The organism is Caminibacter pacificus, assembly GCF_003752135.1.
GTDB classification, from domain to species: domain Bacteria; phylum Campylobacterota; class Campylobacteria; order Campylobacterales; family Nautiliaceae; genus Caminibacter; species Caminibacter pacificus.
Genome location: NZ_RJVK01000001.1, coordinates 173,266 through 192,304 on the forward strand (window position 1 = coordinate 173,266; position 19,039 = coordinate 192,304).

A 19,039-nucleotide genomic window follows, 5' to 3' on the forward strand; every position below is an offset into this window, starting at 1 on the left:
TAAATAGAATTATAAAACTTTTTTGTTAAAATAGCAAGAAAAAAGGAAAAAAATGAAAAAGTTTTTAGCGGTAGTAGGGATAACGAGTATGCTTTTTGCGGCAAACAGTGCCGATATAGACAAAAAATTAGATTTGATTTTACAACAAATCCAACAATTAAAACAAGAAGTTAAAGCAAAAGATAAAGAGATAGAAAAATTAAAAAAAGAGCTTAAAACTCAACAAAAAGAGATTAAAAATCAAGCAAAAAAAACTCAAGAAGAGTTTGCAATAAAAAGTTGTGACAAAATCAAAGTCGTTTCTTTAAAATATAAGTTTAAAAAAATTGTATTTCCGTATTATGAATTGACAATAACTCTAAAAAATACTTATCCTAAAACCGTAGTTTATCTTCAAGGAAATCTTTATGCCGAAGATAAAGATGACGGTACTAAAGTATTGAAAGACTATATCGATAGGGATATAGTATTAAAACCCGGAGAAGAAGTAACTATTCACAAAAAACATATGGTTGACGGTGATTTGGAAATGTATCTAAAAGATGAAAAACCTGAAAATTTAAAACTCTATTTTATTGTAACAAAAGCCAAATTCAAAGACGGAACTTGGCTGAAATGCGGACTTTTTTAACAATTAATCTCTTTATTGCTTAAAATTTTAAGCTCGTCGCAGGTAAATCCGGCTTTTAGTCTGGCTGCGACGTTTAGGTCTTTTTTCTTCCAATCTTTAAAAAAAGAATCGATAATTTCGAAATATGTTTTTAGCGGGTCTAAATTTTTCCTTTCGCACTCCCACTTAAACCATTTATCGCCTTTGCTAACATGAGGGATTTCTTCTTTTAAAATAACGTTTAATGCATCAATCACTTCTTTTGCAAACGGGTCGTTTGTTTTTTGGAGTCTTTTTATTATCTTTTCGTTTGCGTCAAGTCCGTTGGCTTCGTACCATCTCGGAATTATCGCCATTCTGCTTAATAAATCTTGAGTTTTTTGAGAAGCTTCAAAAAGCGAATTATGTACGGGAAAATCTCCGTATTTATAGCCTGTTTTTTCAAGCAGTGAATTCATCATTTTAAAATGTCTAATCTCATCTTCGGCGACTTCGAGCCAATCGAGATAATATTCTTTCGGAAGATTTCTAAATCTATAGCAGGCATCAAGAGCCAAATCTATAGCACTATATTCGATATGAACTATTGCGTGTAATAAGACCGCTTTTTTTTCGTCGGTTTCAAAACCTCTTCTTCTTGGTACTCTTGCCGGGTGGACTATTTCGCAAAAGTCGGCATAACTTGGTTTTTCAAAGATTTTGGGCTTTTCATTCGAAGTAAAATTATAAGAGTCGATATTTTCATAAAGCTTATAAAAAAGTTCGAACTTTTTATCGTAATCGGAAGTTTCGATTATTTTTTCAAGTTCTTGATAGAACATTGAAAGTCCTTTTTGTGAAATTATAATAAAGATAAAAATTTTTTTGTCGATTTTAATATAAATTTCATAAAAGGGAGAAAAGATGAAAAAGCTTTTGTTATCTGCCGCGGCGGTTTTGTTTTTTGTGGGATGCGGTAGCTCTTCTGGCGGGGGTGAAGAGCTAAAAACGGCAAGTGCTACGTATGTTGACGCTCCTGTTGCCGGAATTGAATATCAATGTGGCGGCGTTTCGGGAGTCACGGATAATTTGGGAGGTTTTATTTATGAAGAGGGAAAAGATTGCGTTTTTAGAGTAGGAGGGATTGCCTTTAAGACGATAAAATCTTACGAGCTTGAAGAGGGTAAAGTTATAATGGAAAACTCTTCCGCGATAGCGGCACTTTTGCAGACGTTGGATATCGACGGGGACCCGAGTAACGGTATAACGATAAGCGCCGAAGAAAATAAACTGCTTGCAAACTATTCACTCTCTTCAATTGACGATACGGCTATTGAGAGTTTATATGAAAAGCTAAAGACTTTGCCAACATACAACGGAAAATATTACACTAAAACCGAAGCTCTTTTAAATCTTATTCACTCCCAAACGCAAATGGTAAAAGATACTCTTGCAAACAAAACCCTCTATTACGTAAAAAGTGCGGATGAAGTTGAGGAAGGTTATTTAACGATAAACGCAGACGCAAACGAGACGAATATAGACGGCGCAGTGAATATGGGTTTTAGTATAAACGGCACGGTTGTGAATTTTGAAGACAATACTACCGCGGTTTTGAATTTATATAACGATAGAGTTACTTTAACGTATCTGTATGATAATTTGCCCGTGAAATCTCTTGAGCTTTTCTATTCGAAAACTCAAGCCGATAACTTTGCAAACGAATTAAAAAGCGGAGAATACTTAAAAAAATTAATTGCGGGAAAAGTTTTTTATCAAGTTTTTCAAGATAGTGATGGAAATTTGATTTTAAATCAGGTACAGATAAATTCGGACGCGAGTGCCGGGCTTTTTCATGCTGTTGACGGAACGAAATTCGGAGGCACTTTTTCTATAAAAATATCCGGAAACAAACTATATTTGCATATCGACGGAGTAAATATAGATTATAGTGTAGAATATTTGGGTAAAAGTGATGAAATGCTTATCTTTGCGCCGTCCGAACAAAACGTTAATATAGCTTCGTATATGTTTTTTGATGAAAATTATGCACAAAACATTCTTGCTTTACTTCAAAATAATTAAAATATGTTAAAATAAATAAAAAAGGAGGGGGAAATGATTAAAATAGACGAACTTTTAAAAGTAGGTGTGGGAAGTCTTTTTTTGGCAAAAGAAAAACTCGAAGAATTTGTAGAAGAGGCTAAAAAAAGAGGAGAACTAACCGAAAAAGAGGCTGAGAGTTTGATTGAAGAGCTTAAAAAAGAGTCTCAAGAAAAACTTAACGAACTTAAAAAAATGATTGAAGATGAGGTAAGAAGACAACTAAAAGAGTTGGGTGTAGCTACGAAAGAGGATATCGAAAACTTAAAAAGCGAACTTAAAGAACTAAAAGAACTCTTAAAAAATGTTCAAAAATAGCCTCTATGAGCTAAAGAGGACAAAAGAGATTATTTTTGTCCTTGCCAAATACGGATTCGGGGATATTATCGAATCTTTGGGAATTCCCGTTCCTTTTAAAGAAACTCCGAAACTCTCGCGAAGCGAAAGAATAAGAAAAGCTATCGAAGAGTTGGGTCCTACGTTTATCAAACTCGCGCAACTTCTATCTTTAAGACCCGATTTGGTACCTCTTGATTTGGCAAAGGAGTTTGAGAAGCTACAAGATAGCGTAACACCTTTGCCTTTTGAAGAGATGAAAAGAGTGCTTGAGGATGAATTCGAAAAACCTTATACTGAAATTTTCGAAGAAGACTTCGAGCTTTTGGCTTCGGCGTCTATAGGACAGGTCTATAAAGCGAGACTAAAAACCGGAGAAATCGTAGCCGTTAAGATTTTAAAACCCGATATCGAAGAGAAGATTTATGCTGATATTGCAATACTACAAAGGCTTGCAAAACTTTTGAGAGACAGATTTTTAATCTACGGCGTCGATTTGGAAAAAATAGTCGAAGAGTTTGCAAAATCGATAAAAAAAGAGCTTGACTTTAATATCGAAGCACTAAATTTAAAAAGATTTGCAAATAATTTCAGAAACAATTCCGATATAAAAGTACCTAAACTTTACGAAAAATACTCTTCCAAACGTGTTTTGACTATGGAGTTTATCGAGGGTATAAAAATCTCGGATATCGACGCGCTAAAAAAAGCGGGTTACGATTTAAAAGAGATAACTAAAAAAGGATTCGATTTAATTTGCGAGCAGATATTTATTCATAGATTTTTTCATGCCGACCCTCATCCCGGAAATTTGATGGTGAGTAATGGAAAAATAGTCTTTTTGGATTTCGGGATAATGGGCAGATTAAGCGATGAAGACAGGCAATATTTTGTAGAAATGATATATTACGTAATAAAACAACAAGAAGAAAAAGCGGCTCTTTATGTTTTAAAACTATCAAAAGTCCAAGGAGAAATCGATATCTCATCTTTTAAAAAAGAGATGGCGGATATTATAAGCAGCTATTTTTACTCTTCGCTCAAACAAGTCGAATTAAGAGCGCTTATTGAAGATATGTTAAAAGTAATGCAGAGATATAAAATATATTTCAAAGAAGATAACTATTTGCTTGCAAAAGCGTTGGTGACGATGGAGGGAATAGGCAAAAAACTATATCCCGAGTTCAACGCCGCAGAAGAGATAAAACCTTTTATCATAAAAATCTACAAACAAACCATTTCTCCTTTTAATATCCTAAAACGTTCCCATGAGATAAATAAAGCGGTTATGGAGTTTATAACTCAAGCGCCGAGTGATTTGAACGAGATAATAGGCAAGCTAAAAAGAGGTGAACTCAAAGTCGAATTCGAGCACGTAGGTCTTGAAGAGTTTGAAGAAGCTATAGAAAAGTCATTTAACAGATTATCCACTTCCATAATCATAGCTTCTCTTCTTATAGGCTCGTCGATGCTTTTAAGCTCTCATATTCCGCCTTTATTTAAAAATATTTCATTATTCGGAATAATCGGATTTATTTTTGCTTCTATTTTGGGAGTGATTTTAATCTTTACGGTTTTAAGGAAGAAGTGATGATAAAATTTAAAAATCTAAAAGTACCCGTTAGTAGATTTTTTATAAAAGATAATTTTTTATATGTAGTGGATGAAATTAATAGAGTTTTGATTTTTGATATGGGGCTTTCGTTTTTTAAAGGTTTTAGGCTCAAATTCGAAAAAAACTCTCCTAAAGAAAACGGCGTTAAGTTTTCAAATAAAGGCAAATTTTTAGCCGTCACTTCAAAAAACAGAGTCGGTGTATGGAATATAGAAGAAAAAAAACATCTTGAAACTTTCGAATTCAAACACGATATTTTGGCGGTGTCGTTTTTAAATGAAGAGTATTTGGCTTGCGGCGGGATTGACGGAGAGATATATCTGATAAATTTGGAAATTTTAAAAAGAGTAGCCAAACTCCCGAAACATAAAGATTTTATAACGGATATCGTTTTTGTAGATGAAGATTATATTTGTGCGGGAGGATATGATAAGGCGGTGATTTTTTCCAATCTTTCGAGTTTTAATTCTAAAAAGCGTTTTTTGCATATTAAACCCGTAAAAAAAATAGAAAAAAAAGAAAACCTTATTTCGGCAGATGAAATCAGCGATATTGTCAAATGGGACGAATACAAACACACCTCAATCGACAGAGTCGATTTTTATAGAAAATTCAGTGATTTTTGGATTGACGGGGAATTTTTGGTGATTTTATCGAAAAACAAGGTTATGATTTATGATTTGAAAAACGAAGTAATTTTGAACGATAAATTTTTAGAATTCGAAAATATGGAAAAAGTCGTTATTTATTCGAATAAAATGATAATCTCGACCACAAACGGAGAGCTTTATTATAAAGACCTTTTCGAAGAAGAAAAAGAGCTTTTGGATGCGATTTTGAAAGAAGATTTTAAAAAAGCATACGATTTGATAGATAAAAATCCGTTTTTAAAAAGAAGCGAAGGTTTTAAAAGGCTTATTAAATATGAAGAGCTTTTGATAAAAAAGGCGATTTTACTTTTTGAAAAAAGCGAAATAGAAGCCGTAAAAGTGTTACAGCCTCTTTTGAAAGTACCTAATAAAAGAGAAGAAATTGAAAAATTAATAAAGCATTATAAAAACTTGGCTAAATTTAAAAACGCGGTTCTTAAAGGAAATTATGCCCTTGCATACGAACTTGCGAATATGTATGAAGAGCTTAAAAAAACGAAATATTATAAGATTTTGGAACTAAGATGGCAAAAAACATACGAAAAAGCATATCAGTCGGTAATAAACGGAGAATTCGAAAAAGCAAAAGAGCTTTTGGAGCCGTTTATGGCGGTGACTCAGAAACTTCCTTTAATCGAGCTTTTATTAAAGAAAGCGGAGATTTTAAAAATTTTTAAAGAAAAAATCGCAAAAAAAGATTTTAAAGGTGTTTATGCTCTTTTGAAAGAGCACCCGGAACTTAAAGAAAGCGTGGAATATCAAAAACTTATGACGTATGCCGAAAATTTATATAAATTCGCGCTTAAATTTTTAGAAAAAGAAGAGTTTCAAAAGGCAAAAAAAGCGGCGATGATTTTAAAAGATATAGAAGAATACGAGGATAAAGCGATAGAAATATTAAATATGCTCGAGGTTATTTTTAAGTTTTTGGCACTAATTGCCGATAACAAAATAGACGAAGCTTTAAAACTTGCGGAGATGTATGAATTTCTAAGAAAGCTAAAAAGCTATAAAGAGATTCAAGAAAAATTCAGACAAACTCTAAAACAGGCCGAAAAAGAGATGTTGGAAAATAAAACAAAAGCTCTTGATTTGCTTGGTGAATATAAAAATATGAAAATGAAGCTGCCGAGAATTCAATCGATGATAAAGGAAATGCAATGAAAATGATTAAGGATTTTTTCCATAAAGAGACGAGTGTCGGGATACTGCTTATTATTTCGACGATAATCGCTCTGATTTTGGCAAACACGCCGCTAAAGACCTTTTATACTAAGTTTTTGGATATTCCTTTGGGTGTTGTTTTCGGAGGACTTGAGATACAAAAGCCTTTGATTTTGTGGGTGAATGACGGGCTTATGGCTATATTTTTCTTTCTTGTGGGACTTGAGATAAAAAGAGAAGTCTTAGAAGGAGCGCTCTCTTCCGTTTCAAAAATCACACTTCCCGCAATTGCCGCGCTTGGCGGTATGATAATGCCGGCTGTTATTTATACGCTAATAAATTACGGGGACCCGATAGCAATGAAAGGTTGGGCGATACCTACTGCTACGGATATAGCTTTCGCACTTGGAGTATTGGCGCTTCTTGGAAATAGGGTTCATCCGGCTTTGAAAATATTTTTAATGGCTCTTGCGATAATCGATGACTTGGGTGCTATTATTATCATCGCTCTTTTTTACACAAAAGGTTTATCGCTCGTATCTTTAGCGGTAGCCGCGGCAGCAATTTTCGGGCTTTTGATATTGAATCTTTTAAACGTCAGTAAAAAAATGCCTTATATTTTGCTTGGAATTATTCTTTGGGTGAGCGTTTTAAAATCGGGAGTTCACGCAACGCTTGCCGGGGTGGTTCTTGCTAAGTTTATTCCTATTAAAGAAATTAACGGAAAATCGATGTTAAAAGAGCTCGAACACGAGCTTCATTCTTTTGTAAACTTTTTCGTTTTACCGCTTTTTGCTTTTGTAAATGCGGGTATCGATTTGAGGGATTTGTCTTTAAACAAATTATTTAGCGGAGCGCCTCTTGGGATAATGCTCGGACTTTTCCTTGGAAAACAGATAGGAGTTTTCGGCTTTTCGTGGATAGCAATGAAACTAAAAATCGCGAAAATGCCCGATGGGGTAAATTTAAAGATGTTTTATGGTGTAAGTGTTTTGACTGGTATCGGGTTTACTATGAGTTTGTTTATCGACTCTTTGGCGTTCGGAGACGCTACACTATTTAAATTCGCCGATAAACTCGCTATTTTATTAGGCTCGTTAATTTCAGGAATCGTCGGATATTTGATACTGAGAAAAACCTAAGAATCCCTATATAGCATATAAGGATTTCTTTGGTTTGTAGGCATAATATCGACATATTGAATATTTACGTGCGGAGGAGTGTTTAAAACGCAAACGATAGTATCGGCGATATCTTCCGCACTTAGAGGCACGTATCCTTCATAGACTTTTTTAGCTTTTTGTTTATCCCCTTTAAATCTTACGTTTGAAAACTCCGTCTCAACAGCGCCGGGTGCAATGGTGCTGACTTTTATATTCGTCCCGAAAGCGTCGATATTGAGACTCTCACTAAGAGAGTGAAGAGCCGCTTTTGTAGCGCAATATACATTTCCTCCCGGATAAGCCGTTTTGCCGGCGACAGAGCCTAAATTTACGATATGACCTTCATTTCTTTCTTTCATATGTTTGAAAATCGGTTTTGTAATGTAAAGTACTCCTTTTATATTCGTATCTATCATCGTCTCCCAATCTTCTATATCTCCCTCATCAATAGGCTCAAGCCCTAAAGCAAGCCCTGCGTTATTAACGAGAATGTCGATATGGGTGATTGATAAGATTTCATTTACGAATTTTTCAACTTCTTTTTTATTTCTGATATCGAATGCAAATGTCAATGTTTGGGTTTGAAGAGAATTTTTGAGTTGTTGCAGTTTATTTTCATCTCTTCCTGTTAGAATCAAATTTACGCCGTATTCGCTGAGTTTTTTTGCTGTTGCAGCGCCTATGCCCGAGCTTGCGCCCGTAATAAGCGCTATTTTATTTTCCAAAAAGTTCATCTAAAGCCTTTTTGGAAAATTATAGCAATATTATTTTATTTAATTTCCATTAATACATATTTTTTAGGAATAACAAATGTTTCAAAATTAATTTTTATAATATAATTGTTAGATGTTTTTAATAATATTTTTCCAGTTATGAAGCAAATATTTTTATTTTTTGTTTTCAAATTTTTTATTACATGGTAATACTGGCAAATATATTTGTTGTTTATATATAATGTGCTATTATAATTTCCAAAGTTTAAAATTTTGGGGACATAATTAAACGAAATGTACATTGTGTAAAATATAATAATGAAAAAAAGAATTAAAGTAAAATATTTTTTACTTATTTTAAAAGAATCAGAAAAATAAAATAAAGAGGCTGTAATTAAATAAAATAAGTATTTATTATTAAATAAAGGATTTTTTATATTAAAATGTAAGAATTTTATTAAGACAAAATAATTTAATAATATTAAGATAAAGTAAATTATAACTATATATAAAAGGAATAAAAAAATTTTTTCAATACATATATATAATTTGTTATTTTTTTTATTAAGGTTATATGGTTTAATTTTTGAATTTATTTTACTAAGACAATTGAGAATTTTTTTTTTCAAGATTAGAAGTAAATTGATGATATTTATATACAAATACTTCAGTTACAAAAAAAAATAAGAATAATAAAAGAGAAAAAATTAAACCAATTAAAAAATATATAGCAGAAATTATTATGATATCATTAAAAGTTAAATTTGGGAAATAATTGATGTTAATTAAATATAATAAAAAATAAATTCCACCAATAATTAAACTTATAAAGGATATTATTTGTAAAAAATTATTTTTAAAATAATCTCTAAAGGTTTCTATTTTATTATCCATTGCTTATTCCTTTTTCAAGTTTTAAAAAATCAATATGTATCTCTGACACTAAATATTAAATGGTGGAGGTGTCGGGAATCGAACCCGAGTCCAGAAGTAGATTACCCTAAGCGTCTACACGCTTAGTCCGTTGATTATACTGCTCTTCCAGGCTCAACGGACAAAGCCTTACGGAAGAGAGGGGTGTTTTTGTTTTCGGAGTGCAACCCACACCCGAGAGTCACACTCCTAGCCACTCTTTACTCTCCGCCCGAGGCGGTGGCAAGCCTCAGTGGGCGGAGGCGCCCGAAACTACTTAATTAAGCAGCAGCTCTAGCTACTGCTGGGCTGTAAGATTTGTTATTTGCTGCGTTTATTTTTAGCGGGCCGTTTTAGCGCTTGCCCAGGCGCGCGTGCAGCTTAGGGCTTTCTACCCCTGTCGAAGCCATGTCACCCCCGCAAGGACTTCTTTGAAGTCTATGCGCGAATGACTAAGCGAATTTTATCAAAAAATCCTTAAAAAATCAAGTTTTTTTTAAGGAAAGTTTAAGTTTTAATTAATCGAATATGAAATTATAATAAAAAAGGAAGTCAAAAAATGGCGTTTAAGAATTTATCGCTTCTTTTATGTTTTTTGCCATTTGAGAAATTTTTTTGATTTTTTCGTTATTTGAGATATCTTCGAGCAGTACCTTAATAAAAGCACTACCTACGATAACTCCGTCAACTCCTTGAGCTTTTTCGCGAGCCGTTTTTTCGTTTACTCCGAAGCCTATGTAAAGAGGAGTTGAGGTGATTTCTTTGATGTAGCTTATTATTTCGCTTAAGTCTTCTTTTTTCTCAGCACCCGTAATACCTGCGTATGCCACTAAATAGATGAACTCTTTAGGATTTTTCAAAATCTCTTTTATTCTCTCTTTGCTGTCAGTCGGGGCTACGAAAGAGATTAGAGGAAATTTTTCTTCGTAAATTACCGCTTCTTCGTACGGTAAATCAGGGATAATAAAGCCTTTTACGCCGTATTCTTTGGCTTTATCAACCATAAAATCATAGCCTTTGTGATAAAAGTTATTAAAATATCCCATCCAATAAGTATCGATATTTTTTGCCACTTTTTCGCTAACTTCGAAAGTGTCTTGGATTTTGTATCCTCTCTCAAGCGCTCTTTTGTTTACTTCTTGAATCACCGGTCCGTCGGCAACGGGGTCCGAAAAAGGAATACCAAGCTCAATTGCGTCAACGCCGTTTTCTTTTAAAGAATTAATCAAATCGACGGTAAAATGTTTATCCGGAAAGCCGGTTGTTATATAAGCTACAAGCTTTTTCATATTTTTCCTTTGGTAAAATTGATATAATAAATTTTAGAAATTATATCAAAAGGTTTGTGATGAAAAACACACTTAAAAAACTTTATAAAAAAGAAAAACTTACGATGATTACCGCTTATGACGCGCTTTTTGCAAAAATTTTTGACGATATCGCTGATATTATCTTGGTGGGCGATAGTTTGAATATGAGTTTTTACGGAGCGAGCGATACGCTAAGCGCTACGCTTGAGCAGATGATTTATCACACGAAAGCCGTATGTAACGGAGCAAAAAAAGCCTATATCGTTTGCGATATGCCGTTTGGGACATATCCTGATAGCAAAACGGCGCTTGAAAATGCTATTAGAGTATATAAAGAGACATGTGCCGATGCCGTAAAAATCGAAGGCGGAGCGGAAAAAGCCGAAATTATCAAAACGCTTAGCGATAACGCTATTGCGGTAGTCGGGCATATAGGACTTATGCCGCAGTTTAGTAGAAGCGAGGGCGGATATATCGTAAAAGGAAAAGACGAAAACTCAAGAAAAAAACTTCTTGAAGACGCAAAAGCCGTAGAAGAAGCCGGGGCCGTGCTTTTGGTAATAGAGGGCGTAAAAGAAGACGTGGCTCGTGAAATTACAAAGAGCGTGAATATTCCCACAATCGGAATTGGTGCCGGAAGATATACTACCGGTCAAGTGCTTGTTTGGAGCGATATGCTCGGATTTTTTGAAGATTTCAAACCTAAATTCGTCCGTCGCTATCTAAACGGCGCCGAGCTTGTCAGGGAAGCCGTTAAAAAATACGTCCAAGACGTAGAAACCGGAAAATTCCCTGGTGAAGAGGAGATTTATTAAATGGCGATTGAATATTTGGAACATTATACTTATAAAGATTATGAAAAATGGGAAGGTGATTGGGAATTAATAAACGGATATCCTTATGCGATGAGCCCTTTTGCTCTTCCTTCTCACCAGCGAATAAGCGGTAAGATATTTAGAGAGCTTGATGAAAGCTTGGATAATTGTAGTGAATGCTTTGCACTTATAGAGAGTGAAGTGAAGTTTAGCGAAGATACGGTAGTAAGACCTGACGTATTGGTGAAATGCGGTGAAATAGACGATATAACACTTACACCGGAGATTATTTTCGAAGTAGTAAGTGAAAACAGTATAAGAAGAGACGAAATAGTAAAATTCGATTTGTATAAAAAAGAGGGTGTAAAATATTACGGATTGGTCTATCCTAACGAAAAAAGAGTCAAAATCTATAAACTGATTAACGGAGAATATATTAAGATTTCCGATTTGAGAGATGGAATTTTCAAAACCGATGATTTAACATGTGATATAAAAGTTGATTTTTCAAAGGTGTGGTTATGAAATTTTTATTTGAAAACTGGAATATAAAAAAAGGTCTTAAAATTAAAAAACTTTTTATAAATAATTATAAAGTTTTAAAAAATTTTGAAATAGACTTTTGTGATAAAAATAATAATCCTTTACCTATTATTGTATTAGCTGGAATTAATGGAAGTGGGAAGACTGCTGTATTAGAGTCAATATATGGAATTAAGAAAATTGGTGGAATTAGATTAGAAACTATATTGGACAATGAAAAAAAAGTATTTAATTCAAATACTTCAGCTTTAGCAATTGGTGGGGAAGGCATTAAACAATTTTGGTATAACGATGAAATAAAAGGAAAAATACATTATTTTTCTTATCAAAGTAGCTTAAGAGATATAAAAAATTTTTTACCAGAATATATTCAAAAGCTTGTGTTTGAATATGATATTAAGGCAAGTGAAGTATATAAAAAAATACGTGAAAATATAAATGATATTTTTGATAGTTTAAATATTAATATTGAATTTGATAGTAGAGATGGTAAAGGTAATTTGTTTTTTAAACATAAAATAACCGGGGAAAAGTTTTTAATAGACGAATTGTCAAGTGGAGAAAGAACTTTGATTTCTGAGGTATTATATTTATATCTAAGTAATATTAAGAATATGGTGATTTTAATTGATGAACCAGAATTGTCTTTACATCCGAAATGGCAGAGTAAAATTTTAAAGCTTTATGAAGATTATGCAATAAAAAATAATTGTCAGATAATTTTGGCAACTCATTCTCCTTTAATTATTGGAAGTGCAAAAAGTGAGTATTTAAGAGTTTTAAATTTTGAAAAAAATAAAGTTGTTGTTAAAAAGTTCAATAGAAGTTATGGGCTTGAATTTAATAAAATTTTGTTAGAGATTATGGGAATAAATAATTTAAGAACTGAGGAAGTAGAGAAAGATTTCAATAAATTAAGAGAATATATTTTAATGAAAAATTGGGAAAAATATAAACAATTATATAATAAAATGTATAGTTATTTAGGTGAAGATGTAGATTTAAAGTTATTGAATATGCAAGCAAGATTAAAGGGTTTTAATGATTAAAATTAAGAAAGAAGAGCCAGATTTTTTTAAAAAAGCGAAAAGAAAAGTTAAGAGTCCTAATATTAGTAAAGCTTGGGAAGATGAAAATATTAAACAAATAAAATCACAATTAAGAGAGTATATTATTTCTGAACAAAAATTTTTATGTGCTTATTGTGAAAGAAAATTAGAAAATTTAACAAATTTATCCATAGATCATTTTAAAAAAAGGAATTTGTTTCCAGATTTAACATTAGATTATAACAATTTATTTGTATCTTGTGATAGTGCGACACATTGTGAAAGACATAAAGATTCTTTTTCAATTAATAAAGAAGAATTTAAGTATTTAATTCATCCAGTATTTAATAATCCTGAGTATTTTTTTGAATATGATTTGACTGGACATATTTTACCAAAAGATGATTTAAGTGAATTTAATAAAAAAAAAGCTGATTTTACAATAAAAGCATTTAATCTCAACGATAAATCATTAATAGAAGATAGAAAAAAATTAATTGAAGGTTTAATTTATACTTTGGAAGTTTTTAATAAAATAGAAGATTATATAGATTATGGAATCGATTTTTATTTTAGTTTATTAAATTGGTTGTTAAATAATAAAAGGAGAATAATTGAGAATAGTCGAAATTGAAAAAGTTAGTTTTGAAGAAGGGTATGAGAAGTCGCTAAGACCTCAAAATCTTGATGAGTATATAGGTCAGGAGCAGATAAAAAAGAATCTGAAAGTTTTTATCGAAGCGGCTAAAAAAAGAGGGGAGAGTCTTGACCATATGCTCTTTTTCGGGCCTCCGGGGCTTGGGAAAACCACACTTGCCAATATCATAGCAAGCGAAATGAACGCAAACCTGAAAACAATAGCGGCTCCTATGCTTGAGAAAAGCGGGGATTTGGCCGCTATTTTGACGAATTTGGAAGAGGGTGATATTTTGTTTATTGATGAAATTCACAGATTAAAAGCGAGCATTGAAGAAGTGCTTTATTCTGCGATGGAGGATTTTAGGCTCGATATCGTAATAGGCAGCGGACCGGCGGCTCAGACTATAAAAATAGACGTAGCAAAATTTACGCTTATCGGTGCAACCACAAGAGCCGGAATGCTTTCCAATCCTCTTCGTGACAGATTCGGAATGAGTTTTAGGCTTAATTTTTATAATGTAGAAGAACTTGCTCTTATTATTAAGCTTGCAAGTAAAAAGTTGGGATTTACTATCGAAGATGACGCGGCAAACGAAATAGCTATGCGCTCTCGCGGAACTCCGAGAATCGCTCTTAGACTTCTTAAAAGAGTCAGGGATTTTGCGGAAGTAGAGGGCAAAAAAACGATAGACAAAAAAATAGCCAAATATGCGCTTGACGAACTCGGAATAAACGAACACGGTTTTGACGAGCTTGATATTAGATTTTTAACTTTACTTGCGGATGCGAAAAAACCGCTCGGATTATCGACAATCGCCGCTGCTCTAAGCGAAGACGAAGATACGATTGAGGAGGTTATCGAGCCGTTTTTGATTGCCAACGGATACATTGAAAAAACACCAAAAGGTAGAATCGCCACAAGAAAAACGTATGAAATATTAAGGTTTACGCCGAGTACTCTATTTTAAAGGAAATTAATGAACTTTTTTACATTTTTGACGCTTATTATCGGATATTTCGTATATTTGACATATAGGCCGTATCTTTTGGATATAGCTATCGCATCACTTATGGCGATTGCATTTAGTAAAATAGAGATAAAATTGTCCGAAAAAATCAAAAACAGATATCTTTTAGCTTCTTTTATCACTCTTGTTTTTGCTCTTTTGATTTTCGGACCTCTTTTATATTTCATAATCGTAGCGGGTAAATTTATTACTCATATTAATATCGAAGATATTAAAATAGTTATTTTAAAAGCTCAAAATCTTTTGACATATTTGCCAAACGAAATAGCCGGATATATAAAAAATTGGCTAACAGACGACAATATCCAAAAAATTTATCAATCTATTATGCCTATAGTGGGAACTTTGACCGCTAAAAGTGCCGTTTTTATAAAAGATGCGTTTTTGATAGTGGTATTTTTCTTTTTTGCGATTCTTTACGGCAAAGATATATTGTTATATGTTAAAAAAGTTATTCCTTTGGAAGATGATAAACTTGAAAAGTTGTATTTCACTACAAGTGAGGTGATGAGTGTCGTTTTTTATTCTACCGTATTTACGGCACTACTTGAGGGGGCGCTTTTTGGCTTTATCGTCAGTTTGTACGGACTTAACTTCTTCTTTTTTGCCGTAATGTACGCTTTTGCTTCTTTAATTCCGGTAGTCGGCGGACTTATTATGTGGGCTCCTGTTAGTCTTTATTTTTATGCAAACGGCAATATTCAAGCGGCAATTGTTATTATCGTCTATTCTATCGTCATAATTTCGATTATAGCCGATACGTTTATTAAGCCGCTTATTATCGCTTGGGTTAAGAAGTTTTTCGGAAACGATATCGAGTTTAATTCTCTTCTTATTTTCTTCGCAATAGTTGCCGGACTTTCATCTTTCGGGTTATGGGGAATCATTATCGGTCCCGCAATTACCGCACTTTTTATCTCCGTTTTAAAATATTATGAAAAGATATAAATAAAGTTTAGTTAAAACAACTAAACTTTTTTAAATTTTTTATTGAAAATACTTGACATTGTATTTTTAAAGTTGTATAATTTCATTGTCAATATCAAATAAAGAGTGCCAAAATGAGAGAAAAGGTTGAGTCAGTTTTAAATGCTTTGATTTATACATACTTAAAATTAAACAAACCAATAAGCTCAACCACTCTAAAAAATGAGGCCGATTTGCCGTATTCGGCATCGACAATCAGGAGTTATTTGCAAACTCTTGAAAAAAACGGCTTGGCACAAAAAGAGCATATCAGCAGCGGCTCTAAGCCGAGTGTTAAAGCTATGGTCGAGTTCTGGCAAGAGGTATTGCCGGGTAGAATTGATGAATTTGATATTGACAATATCAAAAATAAATGTGAAGAGCTTGATATTTTCGCATACATTAAGATGTTTGACAATCAAATGTTAAATGAAGTTTATAATTTTCATAATAAATTTATAATTATGGAATTTGAAAAAGATGAAGTCGTTTTGAGATATGACGAAAATTTATTCAATTTTCTTTACTCTTTAAGAGGTTTATATCTCAACGACATTCGAGATATTTTTAAAAAATACAAAATCGAAAATATAAAAAAACTTGATAATCTTTATGAATACATAACAATTAATCAAAAAATATTATATAATGTTTATAGCGAACCTGAAAAAAGCTTTTTCAAAAAACTTGAATCAAACGATTTAAGTGATATAATTAATTATGAAAAAGGCGCTTTAATTTATAAACTTCGCTCAAGCAGCTTCGATAAAACTATCGAAGCGGTGTTTGTGGCGGATGTTTATAGTAATTTTTTGGATTTGATTTCATCTATCAAAGGAGGGGAGAATGGCTAAAAAACACGAGCATAAAAAAAAGCCCCAAGAACATGAAGAAGTAAAACAAGAAAATCAAGAAATCGATATCGAAGCGCTTCAAAAACAAAACGAAGAGCTTCAAAAGAAACTTGAAGAGTGTTTGAGGGCTTATGCTAAATGTGAGAATGATAAAAAAATTCTCAAAAAAGAGACCGATGCTATGGTCGATTATGCATATGAAAAATTTGCAAAAGACCTATTGCCGGTCGTAGATAGTTTGGAGTTGGCTATAGCTCATGCTAACGAACTTGAAAATAAAGAAGAAGCTTTTGATAAGCTTGTTGAGGGAGTGGAACTCACTCTCAAAAAAATGCTCGATACCTTTAAAAATCACGGAATCGAGCCGGTTGAACACGAAGAGTTCAATCCTGAATATCACCAAGCTATCCAACATGTTCAAAGTGATGAGCATGAAGAGGGTGATATAGTGGATGTGTATCAAAAAGGATACACTCTAAAAGGCAAATTAATAAGACCTTCAATGGTCACAATCAATAAAAAATAATTTAAGGAGGGAAAAATGGGAAGAGTAATAGGAATTGACTTAGGTACAACTAACTCAGCAATGGCATATTATGACGGAAAAGACGCAAAAATAATTCCTAATAAAGAAGGTAAAAACACTACTCCATCAGTAGTGGCGTTTACTGATAAAGGTGTTTTAGTAGGTGAACCTGCTAAAAGACAAGCAATCACTAACCCTGAAAGAACAATCTATTCTGTAAAAAGAATTATGGGTATGATGTGTAATGAGCCGAAAGCTCAAGAAGCTAAAAAACACGTTCAATACAAAATCGTTGATAGAAACGGAGCGTGTGCTGTTGAGGTTGACGGAAAAGTATATACACCTCAAGAAATCAGTGCGAAAATTTTACAAAAATTAAAACAAGACGCTGAAGAGTTCTTCGGTGAAGAAGTAACTGAAGCTGTTATTACTGTACCTGCATATTTCAACGACGCACAAAGAAAAGCGACTCAAGAAGCAGGTAAAATCGCAGGACTTAACGTACTAAGAATTATCAACGAGCCGACAGCAGCTGCGCTTGCATACGGACTTGATAAAAAAGGTGAAGAAAAAGTACTTGTTTACGACCTTGGTGGTGGTACTTTCGACGTAACTGTTCTTGAAATTGGTGACGGTACTTTCCAAGTACTAGCAACTGACGGTAACGCATTCCTTGGTGGGGACGACTTTGACAACAGAATCGTTCAATGGTTAATTGACGAATTCAAAGCTGAAACGGGAATCGATTTGAGCAACGATAAAATGGCTCTTCAAAGATTAAAAGACGCAGCTGAAACAGCTAAAAAAGAGTTATCAACAAAAGAAGAGACAGAAATTAACTTGCCGTTCATTACAGCGGACGCAAGCGGACCAAAACACCTTGTTAAAAAACTAACAAGAGCGAAATTCGAAGCGATGATCGATGATTTATTACAAGAAACATTGACACACATCGATACTGCGCTTAAAGACGCAGGACTTAGCAAAGACGAAATCGATGAAATCGTAATGGTTGGTGGTTCGACAAGAATTCCAAAAGTACAACAATTGGTAAGTGATTACTTTAACGGTAAAAAACTTAACAAATCTGTAAACCCTGACGAAGTGGTTGCACTTGGTGCGGCAATTCAAGCGGGAGTTCTTAAAGGTGACGTAAAAGACGTATTATTGCTTGACGTTACACCATTAAGCCTCGGGATTGAAACTCTTGGTGGAGTTATGACAAAAATTATCGAAAAAGGTACGACAATACCTGTGAAAAAATCACAAGTATTCAGTACTGCTGAAGATAACCAAACAGCGGTTACAATTCACGTATTGCAAGGTGAAGCCGAACTTGCAAAAGATAACAAATCTTTAGGACAATTCAACCTTGAAGGTATCAGACCGGCACCAAGAGGAGTACCACAAATCGAAGTTACATTCGATATCGACGCAAACGGTATCTTAAACGTAACTGCAAGAGATAAAGATACAGGAAAAGAGCAAAAAATTACAATTACAGGAAGCTCGACTCTAAGTGAAGAAGAAATCGAAAAAATGATTAGAGAAGCTGAAGAAGCAAACAGAAGAGAAAAAGCGAGAATCGAAGCTATCAAAGCAAGAAACGAACTTGACGCGGTAGCGTATCAAGCTGAAAAATTCATCAAAGACAACAAAGACAAACTTGGAGACGTAAGTGCTCTTGAAGCTAAAATTAAAGAAGCTAAAGAACTAATTGAGCAACAAAGTGAAGATAAAGCTAAAATCGAACAAGTTAAATCTGAACTTGAATCAGAGCTTCAAAAAGCGGCTCAAAATATGGCGGCTCAAGGTGGAGCACAAGGCGGACAACAACAAAACCAAGGACAAAATAAAGGCGGAGACGACGACGTAATCGACGCGGAAGTAGAATAATCTTCCGCCTTTTTTGATTCCTTTTTTATTATCTTAAATATAGTGACAGACGCTAAGTATAAAAATACCTTAAAACTCCTTTTATCTTTTTGTGTGTAGAAAATAAACATTTGTAAAAACTTCAAAAAAAATCTTCATTTTTGCTTCATAATTATAAAATCCTTGCTC

The 19,039-nt window shown here is 33.4% G+C and carries 18 protein-coding genes, 1 other RNA gene and 1 pseudogene; 15 read left to right on the forward strand and 5 right to left on the reverse strand.

Annotated elements, in window-relative coordinates; all coding sequences use genetic code 11:
- Window positions 1-52: 52 nt before the first annotated feature.
- Complete coding sequence (locus tag EDC58_RS00940) at window positions 53-631, forward strand: hypothetical protein (protein WP_123351625.1); 579 nt, start codon at window positions 53-55, stop codon at window positions 629-631.
- Here EDC58_RS00940 and EDC58_RS00945 read toward each other — a convergent pair.
- Window positions 628-1,431: a ferritin-like domain-containing protein gene (locus tag EDC58_RS00945; RefSeq protein WP_123351626.1), complete on the reverse strand. Its 804-nt coding sequence runs from the start codon at window positions 1,429-1,431 to the stop codon at window positions 628-630. The genes EDC58_RS00940 and EDC58_RS00945 overlap by 4 nt on opposite strands.
- A gap of 82 nt (window positions 1,432-1,513) precedes the next feature.
- Between EDC58_RS00945 and EDC58_RS00950 the strand changes: the two genes are divergently transcribed.
- The 5 genes from EDC58_RS00950 to nhaA are packed head-to-tail and all read left to right on the forward strand — an operon-like array spanning window position 1,514 to window position 7,599.
- Window positions 1,514-2,674 (forward strand): hypothetical protein, encoded by a 1,161-nt coding sequence (locus EDC58_RS00950; RefSeq protein WP_123351627.1) that lies wholly within the window; start codon window positions 1,514-1,516, stop codon window positions 2,672-2,674.
- A 33-nt stretch (window positions 2,675-2,707) separates the two neighbouring features.
- Window positions 2,708-3,010: a phasin family protein gene (locus EDC58_RS00955; RefSeq protein ID WP_123351628.1), complete on the forward strand. Its 303-nt coding sequence runs from the start codon at window positions 2,708-2,710 to the stop codon at window positions 3,008-3,010.
- Window positions 2,997-4,619, forward strand: a complete 1,623-nt coding sequence (locus tag EDC58_RS00960) for an ABC1 kinase family protein (protein WP_123351629.1) — start codon at window positions 2,997-2,999, stop codon at window positions 4,617-4,619. Before EDC58_RS00955 ends, EDC58_RS00960 begins: the two co-directional genes overlap by 14 nt.
- Window positions 4,619-6,457 (forward strand): WD40 repeat domain-containing protein, encoded by a 1,839-nt coding sequence (locus EDC58_RS00965; protein ID WP_123351630.1) that lies wholly within the window; start codon window positions 4,619-4,621, stop codon window positions 6,455-6,457. Before EDC58_RS00960 ends, EDC58_RS00965 begins: the two co-directional genes overlap by 1 nt.
- A complete protein-coding gene (nhaA, locus tag EDC58_RS00970; RefSeq protein WP_123351631.1) occupies window positions 6,454-7,599 on the forward strand; it encodes a Na+/H+ antiporter NhaA in 1,146 nt (381 codons plus the stop codon). The genes EDC58_RS00965 and nhaA overlap by 4 nt, the downstream gene beginning before the upstream one ends.
- On the opposite strand, the gene EDC58_RS00975 is transcribed toward nhaA, so the two are convergent.
- The 4 genes and pseudogenes from EDC58_RS00975 to trpA form a co-directional block, all read right to left on the reverse strand.
- Window positions 7,596-8,354 (reverse strand): SDR family NAD(P)-dependent oxidoreductase, encoded by a 759-nt coding sequence (locus tag EDC58_RS00975; protein ID WP_123351632.1) that lies wholly within the window; start codon window positions 8,352-8,354, stop codon window positions 7,596-7,598. The genes nhaA and EDC58_RS00975 overlap by 4 nt on opposite strands.
- Before the next feature lie 579 nt (window positions 8,355-8,933).
- Window positions 8,934-9,227 carry a hypothetical protein gene (locus tag EDC58_RS00985; RefSeq protein WP_123351634.1) on the reverse strand — a complete coding sequence of 98 codons (294 nt, stop codon included), beginning with the start codon at window positions 9,225-9,227 and terminating at the stop codon, window positions 8,934-8,936.
- A gap of 60 nt (window positions 9,228-9,287) precedes the next feature.
- Window positions 9,288-9,664: a transfer-messenger RNA gene (ssrA, locus tag EDC58_RS00990) on the reverse strand.
- 147 nt (window positions 9,665-9,811) lie between these two features.
- Window positions 9,812-10,537: pseudogene (gene trpA / locus EDC58_RS00995) on the reverse strand (tryptophan synthase subunit alpha); the annotation flags it as partial.
- Between the two features lie 56 nt (window positions 10,538-10,593).
- On the opposite strand from trpA, the gene panB reads away from it, so the two are divergent.
- The 9 genes from panB to dnaK all read left to right on the forward strand — a co-directional run bounded on the left by panB (window position 10,594) and on the right by dnaK (window position 18,871).
- Entirely contained in the window at window positions 10,594-11,370 is a 777-nt protein-coding gene (gene panB, locus EDC58_RS01000; RefSeq protein WP_123351636.1) for a 3-methyl-2-oxobutanoate hydroxymethyltransferase, read from the forward strand.
- On the forward strand, window positions 11,371-11,895 hold the full coding sequence (locus tag EDC58_RS01005) for a Uma2 family endonuclease (protein ID WP_123351637.1): 525 nt from the start codon (window positions 11,371-11,373) through the stop codon (window positions 11,893-11,895).
- Window positions 11,892-12,962, forward strand: coding sequence for an AAA family ATPase (locus EDC58_RS01010; RefSeq protein ID WP_123351638.1), 1,071 nt, complete (start codon window positions 11,892-11,894; stop codon window positions 12,960-12,962). Before EDC58_RS01005 ends, EDC58_RS01010 begins: the two co-directional genes overlap by 4 nt.
- Window positions 12,955-13,596 carry a retron system putative HNH endonuclease gene (locus EDC58_RS01015; RefSeq protein WP_123351639.1) on the forward strand — a complete coding sequence of 214 codons (642 nt, stop codon included), beginning with the start codon at window positions 12,955-12,957 and terminating at the stop codon, window positions 13,594-13,596. The genes EDC58_RS01010 and EDC58_RS01015 overlap by 8 nt, the downstream gene beginning before the upstream one ends.
- Window positions 13,577-14,569, forward strand: a complete 993-nt coding sequence (ruvB, locus tag EDC58_RS01020; RefSeq protein ID WP_123351640.1) for a Holliday junction branch migration DNA helicase RuvB — start codon at window positions 13,577-13,579, stop codon at window positions 14,567-14,569. The genes EDC58_RS01015 and ruvB overlap by 20 nt, the downstream gene beginning before the upstream one ends.
- A 9-nt stretch (window positions 14,570-14,578) precedes the next feature.
- A complete protein-coding gene (locus EDC58_RS01025) occupies window positions 14,579-15,577 on the forward strand; it encodes an AI-2E family transporter (RefSeq protein ID WP_123351641.1) in 999 nt (332 codons plus the stop codon).
- Window positions 15,578-15,690: 113 nt separating this feature from the next.
- Complete coding sequence (locus EDC58_RS01030) at window positions 15,691-16,449, forward strand: hypothetical protein (protein WP_123351642.1); 759 nt, start codon at window positions 15,691-15,693, stop codon at window positions 16,447-16,449.
- Window positions 16,442-16,975 carry a nucleotide exchange factor GrpE gene (locus EDC58_RS01035; RefSeq protein ID WP_123351643.1) on the forward strand — a complete coding sequence of 178 codons (534 nt, stop codon included), beginning with the start codon at window positions 16,442-16,444 and terminating at the stop codon, window positions 16,973-16,975. Before EDC58_RS01030 ends, EDC58_RS01035 begins: the two co-directional genes overlap by 8 nt.
- A 15-nt stretch (window positions 16,976-16,990) precedes the next feature.
- Entirely contained in the window at window positions 16,991-18,871 is a 1,881-nt protein-coding gene (gene dnaK / locus EDC58_RS01040) for a molecular chaperone DnaK (protein WP_123351644.1), read from the forward strand.
- Window positions 18,872-19,039: the final 168 nt, after the last annotated feature.

Coding starts and splice junctions, on each gene's coding strand:
- EDC58_RS00940 (WP_123351625.1), top strand. CDS start 53: ATGAAAAAGTTTTTAGCGGTAGTAGGGATAACGAGTATGCTTTTTGCG.
- EDC58_RS00945 (WP_123351626.1), bottom strand. CDS start 1,431: ATGTTCTATCAAGAACTTGAAAAAATAATCGAAACTTCCGATTACGAT.
- EDC58_RS00950 (WP_123351627.1), top strand. CDS start 1,514: ATGAAAAAGCTTTTGTTATCTGCCGCGGCGGTTTTGTTTTTTGTGGGA.
- EDC58_RS00955 (WP_123351628.1), top strand. CDS start 2,708: ATGATTAAAATAGACGAACTTTTAAAAGTAGGTGTGGGAAGTCTTTTT.
- EDC58_RS00960 (WP_123351629.1), top strand. CDS start 2,997: ATGTTCAAAAATAGCCTCTATGAGCTAAAGAGGACAAAAGAGATTATT.
- EDC58_RS00965 (WP_123351630.1), top strand. CDS start 4,619: ATGATAAAATTTAAAAATCTAAAAGTACCCGTTAGTAGATTTTTTATA.
- nhaA (WP_123351631.1), top strand. CDS start 6,454: ATGAAAATGATTAAGGATTTTTTCCATAAAGAGACGAGTGTCGGGATA.
- EDC58_RS00975 (WP_123351632.1), bottom strand. CDS start 8,354: ATGAACTTTTTGGAAAATAAAATAGCGCTTATTACGGGCGCAAGCTCG.
- EDC58_RS00985 (WP_123351634.1), bottom strand. CDS start 9,227: ATGGATAATAAAATAGAAACCTTTAGAGATTATTTTAAAAATAATTTT.
- panB (WP_123351636.1), top strand. CDS start 10,594: ATGAAAAACACACTTAAAAAACTTTATAAAAAAGAAAAACTTACGATG.
- EDC58_RS01005 (WP_123351637.1), top strand. CDS start 11,371: ATGGCGATTGAATATTTGGAACATTATACTTATAAAGATTATGAAAAA.
- EDC58_RS01010 (WP_123351638.1), top strand. CDS start 11,892: ATGAAATTTTTATTTGAAAACTGGAATATAAAAAAAGGTCTTAAAATT.
- EDC58_RS01015 (WP_123351639.1), top strand. CDS start 12,955: ATGATTAAAATTAAGAAAGAAGAGCCAGATTTTTTTAAAAAAGCGAAA.
- EDC58_RS01025 (WP_123351641.1), top strand. CDS start 14,579: ATGAACTTTTTTACATTTTTGACGCTTATTATCGGATATTTCGTATAT.
- EDC58_RS01030 (WP_123351642.1), top strand. CDS start 15,691: ATGAGAGAAAAGGTTGAGTCAGTTTTAAATGCTTTGATTTATACATAC.
- EDC58_RS01035 (WP_123351643.1), top strand. CDS start 16,442: ATGGCTAAAAAACACGAGCATAAAAAAAAGCCCCAAGAACATGAAGAA.
- dnaK (WP_123351644.1), top strand. CDS start 16,991: ATGGGAAGAGTAATAGGAATTGACTTAGGTACAACTAACTCAGCAATG.